The 14,664-nt window shown below is 34.5% G+C and carries 11 protein-coding genes; 5 read left to right on the top strand and 6 right to left on the bottom strand.

Features of this window, described 5'->3' with window-relative positions:
• Positions 1-228 precede the first annotated feature (228 nt).
• Complete coding sequence (locus PL77_RS23350; RefSeq protein WP_044210868.1) at positions 229-1,044, bottom strand: alpha/beta hydrolase family protein; 816 nt, start codon at positions 1,042-1,044, stop codon at positions 229-231.
• Positions 1,037-2,158 carry a Zn-dependent alcohol dehydrogenase gene (locus PL77_RS23345; RefSeq protein ID WP_044210867.1) on the bottom strand — a complete coding sequence of 374 codons (1,122 nt, stop codon included), beginning with the start codon at positions 2,156-2,158 and terminating at the stop codon, positions 1,037-1,039. Before PL77_RS23345 ends, PL77_RS23350 begins: the two co-directional genes overlap by 8 nt.
• Positions 2,159-2,322: 164 nt before the next feature.
• On the opposite strand from PL77_RS23345, the gene PL77_RS23340 reads away from it, so the two are divergent.
• Positions 2,323-3,165 carry an AraC family transcriptional regulator gene (locus PL77_RS23340; protein ID WP_044210866.1) on the top strand — a complete coding sequence of 281 codons (843 nt, stop codon included), beginning with the start codon at positions 2,323-2,325 and terminating at the stop codon, positions 3,163-3,165.
• A 237-nt stretch (positions 3,166-3,402) separates the two neighbouring features.
• Here PL77_RS23340 and PL77_RS30965 read toward each other — a convergent pair whose 3' ends face one another.
• Positions 3,403-5,343 (bottom strand): arylsulfatase, encoded by a 1,941-nt coding sequence (locus PL77_RS30965; protein ID WP_156152506.1) that lies wholly within the window; start codon positions 5,341-5,343, stop codon positions 3,403-3,405.
• A 391-nt stretch (positions 5,344-5,734) separates the two neighbouring features.
• Here PL77_RS30965 and PL77_RS23330 point away from each other — a divergent pair, with 391 nt between their 5' ends.
• Positions 5,735-7,351 (top strand): calcineurin-like phosphoesterase family protein, encoded by a 1,617-nt coding sequence (locus PL77_RS23330; protein WP_044210864.1) that lies wholly within the window; start codon positions 5,735-5,737, stop codon positions 7,349-7,351.
• Positions 7,352-7,443: 92 nt separating this feature from the next.
• Here PL77_RS23330 and PL77_RS23325 read toward each other — a convergent pair whose 3' ends face one another.
• Positions 7,444-7,734: a hypothetical protein gene (locus PL77_RS23325; RefSeq protein WP_044210862.1), complete on the bottom strand. Its 291-nt coding sequence runs from the start codon at positions 7,732-7,734 to the stop codon at positions 7,444-7,446.
• Between the two features lie 284 nt (positions 7,735-8,018).
• Between PL77_RS23325 and PL77_RS23320 the strand changes: the two genes are divergently transcribed.
• The 3 genes from PL77_RS23320 (at position 8,019) to PL77_RS23310 (ending at position 10,825) form a co-directional block, all read left to right on the top strand.
• Positions 8,019-9,197 (top strand): cytochrome P450, encoded by a 1,179-nt coding sequence (locus tag PL77_RS23320; protein ID WP_044210861.1) that lies wholly within the window; start codon positions 8,019-8,021, stop codon positions 9,195-9,197.
• 68 nt (positions 9,198-9,265) lie between these two features.
• Entirely contained in the window at positions 9,266-9,574 is a 309-nt protein-coding gene (locus tag PL77_RS23315) for a 2Fe-2S iron-sulfur cluster-binding protein (RefSeq protein ID WP_044210859.1), read from the top strand.
• On the top strand, positions 9,575-10,825 hold the full coding sequence (locus PL77_RS23310; RefSeq protein WP_044210857.1) for an NAD(P)/FAD-dependent oxidoreductase: 1,251 nt from the start codon (positions 9,575-9,577) through the stop codon (positions 10,823-10,825).
• 99 nt (positions 10,826-10,924) lie between these two features.
• Here PL77_RS23310 and PL77_RS23305 read toward each other — a convergent pair whose 3' ends face one another.
• Together PL77_RS23305 and PL77_RS23300 are read right to left on the bottom strand one after the other, a co-directional pair.
• Entirely contained in the window at positions 10,925-12,670 is a 1,746-nt protein-coding gene (locus PL77_RS23305; RefSeq protein WP_044210856.1) for a hypothetical protein, read from the bottom strand.
• Positions 12,667-14,448, bottom strand: coding sequence for an ATP-binding protein (locus PL77_RS23300; protein ID WP_044210854.1), 1,782 nt, complete (start codon positions 14,446-14,448; stop codon positions 12,667-12,669). Before PL77_RS23300 ends, PL77_RS23305 begins: the two co-directional genes overlap by 4 nt.
• Positions 14,449-14,664: the final 216 nt, after the last annotated feature.

The raw sequence follows: 14,664 nt of genomic DNA, 5'->3' as shown, positions 1-14,664 counted from the left end.
TTTTAAAGGCTCATTCCATGAAATTCTTAACGCTTTTCCCTTCAAGGCCGGGGACTACTTCCAAACTAAAATGGTAGAAAGCTCACTGGCGCGAATGTTAAGCGTTAGCGTCATTCGTGTCCTAAATATCATCAGAAATCTCCTGATTTCTAAATACTTTAAATTCGAAAACTTAGTTTACACTGTAATACTAATTTATTTAAAAATAATCGAGAGCGTAAAGACTCGCTACTTATTGACCGTTTTTTCTACTTTATCAAAGAACAACAAAGTGTCTTCTAAATGCTCATACCAGTATTCCCATTGATGTCCACCTTCAAATTCTTCGTAAACATGCTCAATATTATTTTCATTGAGTTGTTGGTGTAAAACACGGTTGAAAGTGATCAATTCATCAGTGTTTCCACAGTCAAATCGGAAAGGAGGTAAGGTTTCTTTATGCTGAAGAACGGCGGTTAATACATCCTCATCCTGACGGTTTTCTTGAGCGTAAGATTCTAGTTTTTCTTCAACAAACAATTCCATTTGTTGGATTTCTGTAATTGAACTATGTCCACTGACCCCGTCATAAAGGTGTCCATATTTAGCACCGATTCTTAATGCACCAAAACCACCCATAGACAGACCTGAAATGAACAGGGGAGAAGTCTCACTTGTTTGAGGTATATTTTCTCTTACGGCTTGAGGAACATCTTCAGCAATCCACTTCTCAAAACTATAGCCATGATGATCATTATAAGCTGATCCATCACCCCATAATCCATCAGAAGGCATAGCCAAAATAACAGGTTTAATTTTTCCTTCTTTGATCAATCTATTGGCCGTTACATGTGCACCACCCATCATAGCCCAAATCCAAGCACTTCCATATACACCATGAAGTAAGGTGACAATGGGAAGGTCTTTGTGCTCTCCTTCTGGAACAAAAACACAAATATCACCTCTTCCTTTGAGGTTGTTCGTTTTTACAGTGATAAAACGAAGTCCGTCCATCTCAAATTTAGGATTGGACAATTCTGTAGTTCTGAATTTTGATTTACTCATGATCGAAAATAATTACACCTTTTGCATTTCTACCTTTCAACATATCATCAAACGCTTGCTCCAGATTTTCAAGAGGGTAGGTTCTTGTCACCATTTCATCAAGCAATAAATCTCCCTTTTTATAAAGGTTTACGATTTTAGGGAAGTCCACCTCAGGACGGCATTTTCCATACAATGGATTGATGTAGATTTTATCCCATTCAAAAAGACTCATATCAATCAATACTTCTTGCTCAATACCACTGACTTGAACCGCAGTACCCGCATTTCTCACCATCGCTAAAGGAGCCGCCCCTAAAGCAGGAATAGCCGTACATTCAAAAGCATAGTCAGCACCTCTTCCGCCTGTCATTTCCTTTACTTTTTGTGCCGCTTTTAAAAGCCCTTTATCTTCTTTATCGGCTAAAATTGTATGAGTTGCCCCAAACTGTAACGCCATTTGTAAACGTTCAGTATTGATATCAATTGCAATGATTTTTTCAGCACCGGAGACTTTTGCACCTTGGATCGCGTTCAAACCAACACCACCTGTGCCCAAAACTACAGCCGTATCACCCGCAGAAATATCAGTTGCATTGACCACAGAACCATATCCTGTCATCACACCACAACTAATCAAACTTGCAGAGGCCATTGGAATATCTTTATCCATTTTGACACATGCAGATTCTTTCACTAAAGTATATTCTGAAAAAGTACCAAGGTTAAAAGATCTTTCGATCGGCTGACCTTTCCAAAGGTTTCCTTCTAGGTGAGAGTGACCTGGAGTATGTCCATTTCCTCCAGCGACAACCGGAGAATTAGTATCACAAATATGTTGATTCCCATCTTGGCATTGATCACATTTCATACAAGGCGTTGCCCAATTTAATATCACTGAGTCACCTTTCTTAAATTTTGTAACAGCAGGACCTGTCTGTACAATAATACCAGCACCTTCATGTCCTAAGATAATGTCTTTTCCCCAGTGTAAAGAATCATGATCTGTATGACAAAGTGATGCCGCCAAAATTTTTACGATCACCTCATCATCTTGTGGTTCTCCCACTTCAATATTTTCGATAGTAAACGTTCCTTGCCCATGACCAATTGCGGCCTTACATTGTATTCCCATAGTGTAAAAAAGTTTGTGAGTTGAGATAACTTGTGTTGTCGAAAGCAAATCTCTTTTGTTTTGGATGGAATCTTATTCTCTATTTTGATTGAAAAGTTATCTATTTTGTATTTTATATGTTGAATGTGTTATTTTGAGTATTAAAATACATCACTTTTTAATCTATGAAAACATTTTTCGAGAAGGTCGTCACCCAAGATACTTCCAATATCAGAGCTTTTAAATACTCCAATAAAGCCTTTAATACACCTTGGCATGTTCACCCTGAATATGAGCTTACTTTTATTTTAAATAGTGTAGGCAACCGTTATGTAGGGAATAATATTTCAGATTATCAACCGGGGGAATTGGTCCTGCTTGGACCCAACTTACCACACTGTTGGAAAAATGATTTAGAAAGTGATGAACGAGCAGAATCTTTAGTATTACAATGGTCAAAGGAGGTGATTGCACCCTTGATGGGATTTGATGAAATAAAATCGGTTTTCAATAAAGTGGAAAGAGGTATTATTTTCCATCAACCAGAAAGTATTGATGTGGAGGCTAAAATGAATAAAATTATCGCTTCTAAAGGGATTGAACGATACCTTCATTTTGTCACTTTATTAAAAGAAATGGTAAAGTTGGATCAACGTCATTATTTAGCAGGGGCTTCTTATGCCTATGATGAATCGAGTGCTACCAATGATCGAATTGAAAAAGTGCAGAATTTTATTTCAGATCATTATGATCGAAAAATTAAACTCTCCGAAATTGCACATGAACTCAATATGACAGAACAATCTTTCTCTCGGTTTTTTAGTAAAGCAATGCAACGCCCTTTCTTTGTTTTTCTCAACGAATATAGAATCAATAGAGTCAGCCGTCTTTTACTGGAAACTGATATGCAAGTGGCGGAAATAGGATACAGATGTGGCTACGAAAGCCTTCCATTTTTTTATCAGCAATTCAAAAAATTCAAGAATTACAGTCCTTTGGAATTTCGGAAATTATATAAGAAGATCTAAGGTTTTTGAAATCAGGGATTTCTGTTCTTAAAAGTGTATTTGTAATAAAAAATGTACAAGCATACAATTTTGATTGTATTTCGTGCACCGTAGTTAAAACTATGGACAAGTGATATTCCAACCTCATCAAGACTGAAGTCTTGAAGGTTGGTAACGTAAACAACACTTTAGTGTTGGTGGAGTCAATATCACTTGCCCATGACTTCAGTCGTGGTGCACGCTATTTAATTCTAGTTCTTATTCATCTTTCACTCTTTCCAGTTGAATAGCTATAATCTTGGTATTTTTAGGATTTTTGGTACCAGTGACTTCATTCAAAGTAAGATAAATTTTTGAATCATTTTTCTTCAATTGAAGTGATCCTAAGTTTGACCTTTTGATTGTTTTTCTAAAAGTTGATTTCAAATCAAAATTTTCCCAATACGCACTTTCTCCTTCTATTAAAGTTCCAAAATCATTACCTCCATTATCTTCTAATCGTGTTACCGAAGTGGATGCATTATTGGTGGATAAAGAGAAGGAGTAATCTTGGAAGTCTTCAATTTCATGAACTAAGAAAATGTTGTAAGTACCTTCAGTATGAACTTTAATATCATAAGTCGCTTGATCGTCTTTTGCTGACCAATTTTCTATATTATGATTATTATTTTTCAAATTTTGAGATATTTCTGAGGGGCCACAAGTATAAATTTGTGTTGAGGTTCTCCCTTTAAAACCGATTTGGAAAACAGGCATATTGTAAGACTTAGAAGCGAGTACATCGTCATACCATTTTTCAAGTTCTTTTTCCAAAGATTTTGCAATTTCAGGTTGCTCTGCTATTAGATTTTTCGTTTCTCTAGGATCTGAAATTACATGATAGAGTTCTTTTTTACTTTGATCTTGATTTTGAATAAATTTCCATTCTCCCTTTCTGTATGCTAACCCTTGATTTTCAAAAATGAAACTCTCTTTAAATTGAGGGGTTAAAGGCTCACTAGGAGTACTCATATTTTTATCCGCTTTGTCAGTTCCAATATTACCTTTAGGGCTATGACTAGCAAAAACTAATTCACTGTCAGGAACTTCTTTTTTATCAAAAATAGGTGAAAAATCAATACCATCTAATTGAAGTGAATCAGGTAGAGGAAGGTGACACATTGCGACTAAACTAGGGAAAAGGTCTTCAATTTTCGTTACTCTGTCAATGTGTGTCGATGTCAGCTGCTTGCCAAATTTGATAAATAAAGGTGACTTCACTCCATTCTCCCAGTTCGTCCCTTTATACCCTCTAAAAGCCGAAGGGTTTCTCAACTTCCATTCTTCCTCCGTTAAGCCAAAACGATAACTTTTTGTCCAAGGGCCATTATCACTCAGAAAAACAATGATAGTATTCTCAGTCAAACCTTGTTCTTCTACTGTTTGCATGACACGCCCTATATTTTCATCAAGGTTATCAATCATTCCATAGAGAAGAGACATTGGCTCAGATAATCCTTTTGCCAGATATTTATCTACATTTTCTTGAGGAGCTCTCCATGGGTTATGTGGCGCCAAATGAGAAATGTAAGCAAAGAAAGGCTGTTCTTTATTTGATTTAATAAACGAAATGGCCATATCAGTAAGAGCATCCGTAGTATACCCATTCGTATTTACTTCTTGTCCATTTAATAATCCAGTATTATCAAAATAATTATACAAACAGCTATAGTAGGCTTCGTCAAAACCTCGGTCCCATGGTAAATAACCATCGGTTTTTCCGCTATGCCATTTCCCCCACATTCCTGTTTTATAACCATTCGATTGAAACACTTGAGAAATTAGCGTTTCATCTAAATTCATATAATCTCTACCACCATGTACTGATGTAACGCCCGTTTTCAAAAAGTTTCTACCGGTTAATAAGGCAGCTCTTGACGGTGCACAAACCGATTGTAAATAAAAATTATCAAATTGTACGGAAGCTTCTCCTAAAGCATCGATATTAGGCGTTTCAATCATCGAATTTCCATGAAGGCTTAAATCATCAAACCCTAAATCGTCAACCTGTATTAGGATAACATTAGGTGGTTTATTTTCTGTCTCAGTTGAGCAGGAGAAACATAAAAGTGAACTTATAAAAGGGAATAGAAAATAAAGGTACTCTTTTCTTGTCATGAAGTTGTAGTCATTCAACATAATATTTCTTTTAGGTTTCAAATATTTAAAAAATTAAAAAGTGAGTTTTTAGAGCTATATATAATTGAAATTTAAAGTTGCTTGTTTAATTTCAATCAGAGTATTACAAAAATATTTTATTTATTGACATTTTTCTAATCCAAACATGTTAAAATATATTATTACATTATTGAAAACGAGGAGCTAAAGATGGTTGTAAGAGTCTATCTTTTTTATCAGCAATTTAAAAAGTACATCAATTAAAGCCCATTGGAATTTAGGAAATTATATAAGAAGATTTAGTCTTGTAACACCGATAATTTTCTATATTTATCTCATTAAATAAAACTCAATTTTTTGAGAAGTAATTACTAGCAGAAAGCGAATTTGTGTTTTAATCTAAATAAACTTTGACAATTAACTTAAACAAGCAATGAGACATTTTTTTGTATTAATACCGTTATTATTCTGGCTTCATACCGAAGCATTTCCCAAAAAACTCCCCACCAAAGTCAGCGGATATGTATTCGAAGACATCAATCAAAATGGCGTACTAGACAAAGGCGAACCGCTCGTAGAAGGAGTGGCAGTTTCGAATGGTTTGGAAGTGGTATTGACCAACGAGAAGGGTTTTTATGAATTACCCCTTCAACCGAAACAAACCATTTTTGTAAGCAAACCATGTGGTTATGAACTAAGAAAGAACAGCTATCATACCATGGCTGATTTTTTACATTTCTATCCTGAACCCACTTCAGAATCGTATGCTCCAACCGTAGCACAAAATGCGGAAGTACCAGCACAATTGAATTTCCCTTTAAGAAAAATTGAAGAATCTAAGACTTTTACAATGGCCATGCTTGGTGACATTCAAGCACGCTATCAGCATCAAGTCAATTATGCTCATGAAGTAGCGGAGGAATTGTATCAATATCCTAATTTGAAAGGTGCAGTAATGTTAGGGGATATGGGAGATGACAACGCCATGATTTTTCCAGCTTTAAATGAGCTTTTTAAACAATTTACAACTACTGTTTATCCGGTGGCAGGGAATCATGATAGAAACTATGATATTGAAGATTTGACAGAAGATTTTAGTGGTTTTAAAAAGTACTATGGACCAGATCAGTATTCTTTTAATATTGGTGACGTGCATTTTATCGCCATAAATAATGTAACGACAATCAAAGGCATTCAGTACAAAGATTTTATTCCTAAAAACAGAATGGAATGGATCAAAAATGATTTAGCTACTGTATCAAAAGAGAAACTAATCGTCTTTTTACAGCATATTCCATTGGGACATATGATGGAGGAAAGTAGAGCCGAATTGATGGAAGTGATCAAAGATTTCCCTCATGTAAAATCGTTTTCAGGTCACCTTCACGCCATGACACATTTGTATTTACCTTACGGTGAAGACAAAGAATTGCATGATGTAGTAACAGGTGCAGTCTGTGGATTATGGTGGGGTGGAGAGTTGGATCTTGATGGCATCCCGAATGGTGTAATGGGATGTGGATCTCCAAAAGGGTATTACTTAGCCCATTTCAATGGCAATAAAGTCAATATGGAGTATAAAGCATCGGGCAAACCAAAGGAGAAACAAATGAAGATTTGGGTGTATCAACCCTTGAATGCGAAAAAAGACCCAACGATACATATTCCAGAGGGGTTGACAGAAAATAACTTCTTAGCCAATATTTGGGCAGGGTCGATTCATACAGAAGCTTATGCTCAAATAGACGGTGGAGAATGGCAAAAATTAGAGCGAAGAGATAAAATTGTAGATCCAACAGCGAGAAGAATTTATTTAAGAGATTCATTAAAAATATCCAATCAAAAATCTCATCTTGGACCGGGCTACCCGAAGAATATCCCATCTCATATTTGGGTAGGGGAATTTCCAGAAGGTTTTGAAGATGGCAGTCATATTATTAAAGTGAAAGCGGTTGATCCTTCAGGAATGGAATTTAAAGGTCATCGCATTTTTACGAAAGGTAATTTTGATGGTGATTATGAAGAAGTGGATTGGTATAATATCCATTAATCTTCATCATCAGCCCACGATTTAAATCGTGGGCTGATGATGTGTTCGTAATGCTTTGTAGCTCACGGCAACATAAAAAATACCGGTTCTTATTATTCAAAATAAAGCTTGAATTCTATTTCATATAAAATATAAGCTCCTACAACACTAGCTATCAAATTAAACATCAACAACCCAAAACTTTCAGAATTCTTACCACGAAATCCATGATAAGCAGAAATAAGACATAGATTGAAAGTCAAGAAAATAGGTAATACAAGTAACCCAAACCCCCAAGTTCCACCTCTTGCGATGATAATTTTTAGTGTCATAGGGATGTAATAAAGATTTAGAAGTAAGATGAATATAGATGTTCCTTTGTTTGCTTTTGATATGATGGTCATGATGATATTGTTTAGTTGAATCTAATTAAGCGGATACAGCTCAAATTTCAAAAAACACCCTCATAATTTCTGTTTTTTACCTTAAAAACTATCAATTCAACATAACAATGATAAAATACATAACTAATTAACGAAAAAACAGAAAGATTCCCCCAATTCAACTCCATTACTTTGTGGTATCACTCAAGCATTAGAAATCATAACTCATAATATAACTTCTAAATTAAATAGGTAAGAATAAGTGCTCTTATGCTTGATTTTTTTACACTCAAACGACACAAGGTATGGAACACTTGAAAGAAGATAAGAAAACCAAACTAAGCGAATTTCCAGATGCATTTGAACAAGCAAGAATTGAAAAAGGGTATGGTGAAATAGATGATCAGAATGATCCTGTTACGATGCTACTACGCTTGAAGGATGTTCGAAAAACAGCACATAACTGGAAAACATTTATCTCAGGAGCAGAGCCAGGGCGTATCGTAGTGCCTTCAGAAGTGCATATCCGAGACATTCGTCAGATCCCATTTGAAGTAGATCCGCCAGAGCATAAATCGTATAGAGATTTGGTAGAGCCTTGGTTCAAAAGACCGTTGGAAGAGGGGTATCAAAAAGTGTTGAAGACGATTATTGATGAGTTGATTGATGAGGTATTGACGAAAGATCAGTTTGAAGTAGTAGGCGATTTTTCTTTGAAATTACAATCAAGAGCTCTGACTACTTTATTGAATGTGCCTTATAAAGAATCAGAGACTTGGATTGATTGGGGAGTACACGTTTTCCGTTCTGAGGACACTGATTTGGATGGTGGAAAAGCCAATATTCTTTTTGATTATTTAGACGAGAAAATTGAAGAAGCGAGTAAGAACCCAGGTGATGATCTTTATTCATTATTACTTTCTGCTGTAGTGGATGGTAAGAAAATGACTAAAGAAGAAGTGAAAGGGGTGATGATTTTAACGTTTGCGGGAGGTAGAGATACAGTAATTAATGCCGTAACAAACTCTATTGCTTACTTCGCAGAGCATCCGAATTCTTTAAAACGCATTGCTCAGGAACCTGAAATTACGGGTAGAGCAGTGGAAGAGTTAGTGCGTTATTTCGCACCGTTGACCCACATGGGAAGAGTGGTGACTGAAGATACACAAGTGTGTGAGCATGCTATTAAAAATGATTCAAGAGTATCATTATGTTGGGCTTCTGCCAATAGAGATTCAGCTGTTTTTGAAAATCCAAATGAGGTAGTTTTAGATCGTAAAGTGAACCCTCACGTAAGTTTTGGTTTTAGTACGCATAACTGTCTTGGTGCTACACATGCTCGACAAATTCTTAAAATATTATTGACTTCTTTAGCGGAAAAAGTGAGTGATATTGAAATCAAAGACGCGAAAGAAAATATAGAAGAGTGGGGTGAGTTTAACCGTAAAGTAGGGTTTAAAAATATCACTGTAAGTTTTAATTAATCCTTATTTCTAGCCCAAGACTTAAGTCGTGGGCTAGAAATGAGACATCCAAAATAACACGAATAGAAATGGCTAAAATAACATTTATAACAAAAGATCAGGAGTCAATTGTAGTAGAAGGAACAGCGGGATCGGTAATGGAATTGGCGGTACAAAATAATGTAAAAGGAATAGACGGTGATTGCGGAGGAGTGTGTTCTTGTGCTACATGTCATGTACAAGTGGATCCTGCTTCAGCAGATAAGTTGGGAGAAGCAAGTGAAATCGAGCAAGATATGTTGGAGTTGGATGATGACGCCAACGAATACAGTCGTTTATGCTGTCAGTTGCAAGTAACTGAAGCATTGGATGGTGTAGTGCTTAATGTTGTGAAGTAAATGGATAATAATAAATGTTGTGTAATCATTGGGGGAAGTCACGGAGGTGTGAATGTGGCTTTCTCCTTGAGAAAAGAAGGGTGGGAAGGAAAGATTGTGATCGTTGATAAAGACCCCAACTTACCATATCAGAGACCTCCACTTTCTAAAACTTACCTTACAGTAAAAGATGAAAGTGGCTATATTCCATTGAAAGGAGAGCAAGCGTATACGAATGAAGGTATAGAATTACTTTTGGGGCAAGAAGTAACAAAAGTAGATAAAAAGACACAATCTGTTGAACTGAATGATGGAACTGTAATATCGTATGATTTTTTGGTTTTAGCGACGGGAGCCTCTCCTATTATACCTCCAATTAAAGGAATAGATAAGGCAAGGAACCTTTTTGTAATGCGTAATATTCAAGATGTAAAAGGTATTCAGGCCGCCTTGGAAGGTGGAGTACAAAAAGTGGCTATTGTAGGTGGAGGATACATTGGTTTAGAGACGGCAGCTTCTTTAAGAAAGTTGGGGTTAGAGGTTATTGTTTTTGAAAGGGAACAACAATTATTACCCAAGGTCAATGCCAATACACTTTCAGAATTTCTCTTAGAATTACATCAAAATAATGGGGTTCAAATTGAACTTCAATCAAGTGTTTCTGAGATTAAAAATGAAGGACAAACTCAGACCATTATTACAGCAGAAGGTAAGGCCTTTGAATGCGATATGATTATTATGGGAGTTGGCGTTTTTGTCAATCAAACGATAAGTAATCAATTGGGCTTAGAGTATAACAACGGTATAAGTGTAGATAAATTTTGCAAAACATCAGAAGATACTATTTATGCAGTTGGTGATTGTAATACACACTATAGTGCTATCTATGATCAATCGATACGGTTAGAATCTGTTCAAAATGCCGTAGATCAGGCTAAGATCGTCGCAAAGTCAATTACAGGAACTTCAGAGGAATACAACAGCCTTCCTTGGTTTTGGTCTGATCAGTATGATGTTAAATTACAAATTGCAGGTTTAACCATTGACGCAGACAATCATATCATTAGAAAAGAAGACGAGAAGAAATGGTCGATATGGTTTTTCAAAGGAGATCAAATACGTTCGGTGTATGCCATCAATAATGCAAAAGCATACGTGGTAGGCATGAAACTGATTCAACAAAATGCAAAACTAGACAAAGAGAAGTTGGTAGACTTGAATGAAAAGTTATCACCTAAAACTCTTTTGATACAAAACGAGATCAATGTGTGATCATAAAGCTTCATTTCACTTTCCTTTAAACAGGTAATAAATAGTTAAGTTAAATAGCCTCATGAGTGTTTCATGGGGTTTATTTTTCACTAACATATTTTAAATTCTTATCTCTTCTATACTGATATATGTACCAATTTCGGAAGTATTGATATCTATTTTGCCATTAATGGTAAACACTCTATTTTTGAGGCGTTGAAGCATGTTTGAGTTTTTAAATTGTAATTCGATATTATTTTCGAAATAAATATCTATTTGATCATCTTCCGAGAGTACGCTTAAATGTATAGTTTGATGATGAGGGTGCTCTAATGAAAGATCTAGTAGTGCTTGTATAATTCTATATATTTGATTTTTGATAAGCAAATCAGTCTTAGGTTGTAACGTAGGGATACTTAGATGTATTTTAGCCAAGCTATATTTTTTTTGAAGGCATAGATCCTCAATTACATCATAGAGCGATTCATTTTCAAAATCAGGAGAAACCAAATAATGACTGATAGACCTTACTTTTGAAATAGTATTTGTGATCGATGTTAGTATGGAAGGAGCATCCATGTTATCTGCTTTTTGAATTGAATCTAAATTATGATTAATTTCTTCATCAAGTTGAGCTTTGATTTGCTTTCTTTCTTTTTCCTGTCCTTCGATTAATGCTGAGGTATACTTCTGACTGATCTTAAGCTGCTCTTTTTCTAAATCTACTTTCTCCTTGTAAATAATATATGTTTGATAAAACATCAGGGTAAGATAGGCAGTCATATCAAATGAAATAATGATATGAAAGATGTAGCGATTAATTTCACTTTTCTCAATAAGGTTTGCATTAGGTAAGACTGAAAATAAAATAACTGTCATGGTTGTGATGCAGAAAATACCCAATGCATAGTAAACCATTTTCCTTTTCTCTTTTATACCCAAATAAAGTAAATTGATAATACCAATATCAGATAAAGCAATTATGAGAAAAGCCAAGTTGATCAGGAACTTTTGAGACTCAATCATGAATTCAGTTTCACTGAAAAAGATGGCAATGAAATGAAGAATGATGATCGGTATGATTGATTTTTCGAAGATCAGCCCATATTTACCAAGGCGATTTTTCTGTTGAAATATAATATGGCTATAGAGCTCGAAAGCAACATAATGATAAGCCCCAGAAATAATAAGAAGTAGGTATTTGGTATGTATGGCAACACTTAAATTAAAAAGATTAGCAAAGAAACCATATTCCATGTCAGGGTAGGAAACATAAAAAATGGCACAAAGTACGTAAATGACAAAAACACGTTTTTTAAGAAATAAACCTCCGATTATACTCAAAAAAACAGTAATTAAAATCAATGACCTACAGACTACTTTAATTGTTTTTTCTTGATTGTATACTTTTTGAAATGTAGCACTATTATAAATTTTAATACTCTGATTTATAGGCCAATATTCATCGTAAATTGTAAAGTAAATAGTTGTCGGCTGACCTGCTTTTATATTAAAAGGTTTGCCATAACCATAACTTATGTTTTCGGGAATATTATTATTGGCCCACCCATATTCTTCAGCTGCTATTAAATTTTGTTCATCAATGATCCATAATTTCAAACTTTTAACCAAGACACTATTGATCTTTAAAACAAGTTCTTGATTAATTGAACTATGGACGGTTACTTTGAAATAATGGGTGTCACCATAACCGTAGGTAATGTCTTGGCAGGGAGTATCAGCCCATAAATTATCTTCTTCAACAGCGTTAATATTACAGATTTCGTAAGTGAAGCTATTATCTGTTTCTGAAACGCAAGAGAAAAGGCAAAGAGTCAATAACAATAAAAAGCAATAATTTTTCATGATAAAGATGTAGTGCTTAGTGCATTGATTTGAGCATTAATAAAACTAATTTTTGTGCCATTTGGCGTCTTTTCAATAAACATTTCGCCATTCAGCTTTTCGATGTTGCTTTTCATGTTTTTGATTCCAAATCCATCATAATTTTCTTCACAAGTAAATCCAACTCCATCATCCATATAGAAAAGGCTGATTTGTTTTTTGGAAGAATCTCCATTAATTTCAATGAATACATTATCGGCTTTACTATGCTTTAAAGCATTTGAAAGAAGCTCTTGTATAATGCATAGAATTATATTTTGGACGGGTGGAGAAATAAAAGCATTGACACTCACTGAGGCTTGAATATTGAGGTTATAGGCTTGATATTGTTTTAGAAATTCTAATAAAATATCATCAAAACTCTTTTGGTTTTTGGGGTTAAGCCCATAAATCATGTCATCTAAGCTTCTTATTGTATCTGAAAGAATTTCCGATTTATTGACTTTAAAAAGGCCTCCCATTTTATCGATGAGTGCAAGGTTAGCACCAATATGATCATGTAACTCTCTCCCGATTCTATTCTTTTCATCTTCTTGACCTTCCATTAACGCCAAAGAGTAATTTCTCTGTACATTATTGTACTTATACAACAATTGTTTTCGGTCTTGAATCAATCGATAATATTTATATAGTATTACACTAATGTAGTAGAATGCATTAAAGGTAAATAAATAGAAGAAAATGGTTCTTGAGGTCTCATTTTTTTGGATTATTCCGAAGTTCGCCAACCCCGAAAAAGCCATTATGATCACCATATTTAGTATAAATGCATAAATTATAGGTTTTACAATTAATAATTTTAGCTTATACCCTTTGTATAAAATATAAGTAATGAAAGAAAAGATAACCGTCATACCTGTACCACACAATAGCACGTAGAGCGTATTAACAATAGGAGATTCTTGAGGGAAGATAAAGAGACCTAGGATACTAGAAAAAGCCATCACCATGAAAAAGCGCATTGTTTTAGGAATTCTTTTATCTAAACCTTTACAATTGAAGATGATAGAATAGTAAAAGCAGAAAAAAGAAAGGTGATGGAATTGGATAATCACGGCCTGAACGAATTTAGAATTGTAATCATCAGGAATGAGGTTGACTAGGAAACCATATTCTGCTTCTATAAAAGCTAAACCTGTAAGGGTTGATATGAAATAATACAGAAAAATTATTTTCCTGAAATAGAAGCCTAGAAAAATACCAATTGATAAAAGTATACCTATTAGTGTACGACAAATTATTTTCACATACTTTTCATATTCAAAGTACTTTTCTAATTCGTTCGGACTTTTTAGGCTAAAACTATCATTATAAGCAAAACCAAGGTCGTGTAGGCTGTAGATAACTTTTTTCTTTTCACCAGCTTTAAATACTAAGGGAATAGAGATGCCTTTTGATTTATCTTCGGGAAATTTGTTGACTGTATTTCCATAGTGTAGATGACTGGAAATAGTATCATTTTCTATTACCCACAATTTAAAGTCATAGAAAGTACATCCATTGAAAAATAGAATCTGTTCTGTTGCTTCCTTTGCTTCTAGATTTATCTCAGCATATTTGATACTCTTGATCAAATAGTGTTGATCGGGAGTAATAGGAATATATGAAGGGAGTGCATCAACTTCAAGTTCATGGGTTTGAACGAGAATTTGATCTGATGATTTTTTACCGTAACATTCTGTGTTAATAGCAATGATGATAAGTAAAAAATAGAAATTAGCTAATATTTTAGTAAGCATAATTTACTACCAATTGTATGATACAAAAAAGTCGATGAAGGTAATTATTGCACACAATTTACAATTTATCTTTGATTAATCTAATGTCAATGAATTTCAAAATTCAATAAATATGATATTTGGGGTGGATAACACTGTTTTGTTATATAATTTTTCGCACAAAAAAAACGTACCAATAACTCAAAAAATGAGATTGATACGCTTTTGACAAATTTA

This window comes from Flammeovirga sp. OC4, assembly GCF_000812565.1.
GTDB lineage: Bacteria > Bacteroidota > Bacteroidia > Cytophagales > Flammeovirgaceae > Flammeovirga.
Note: the sequence above shows the minus strand (reverse complement) of the source record. Positions and strands in the feature narration are given on the sequence as shown.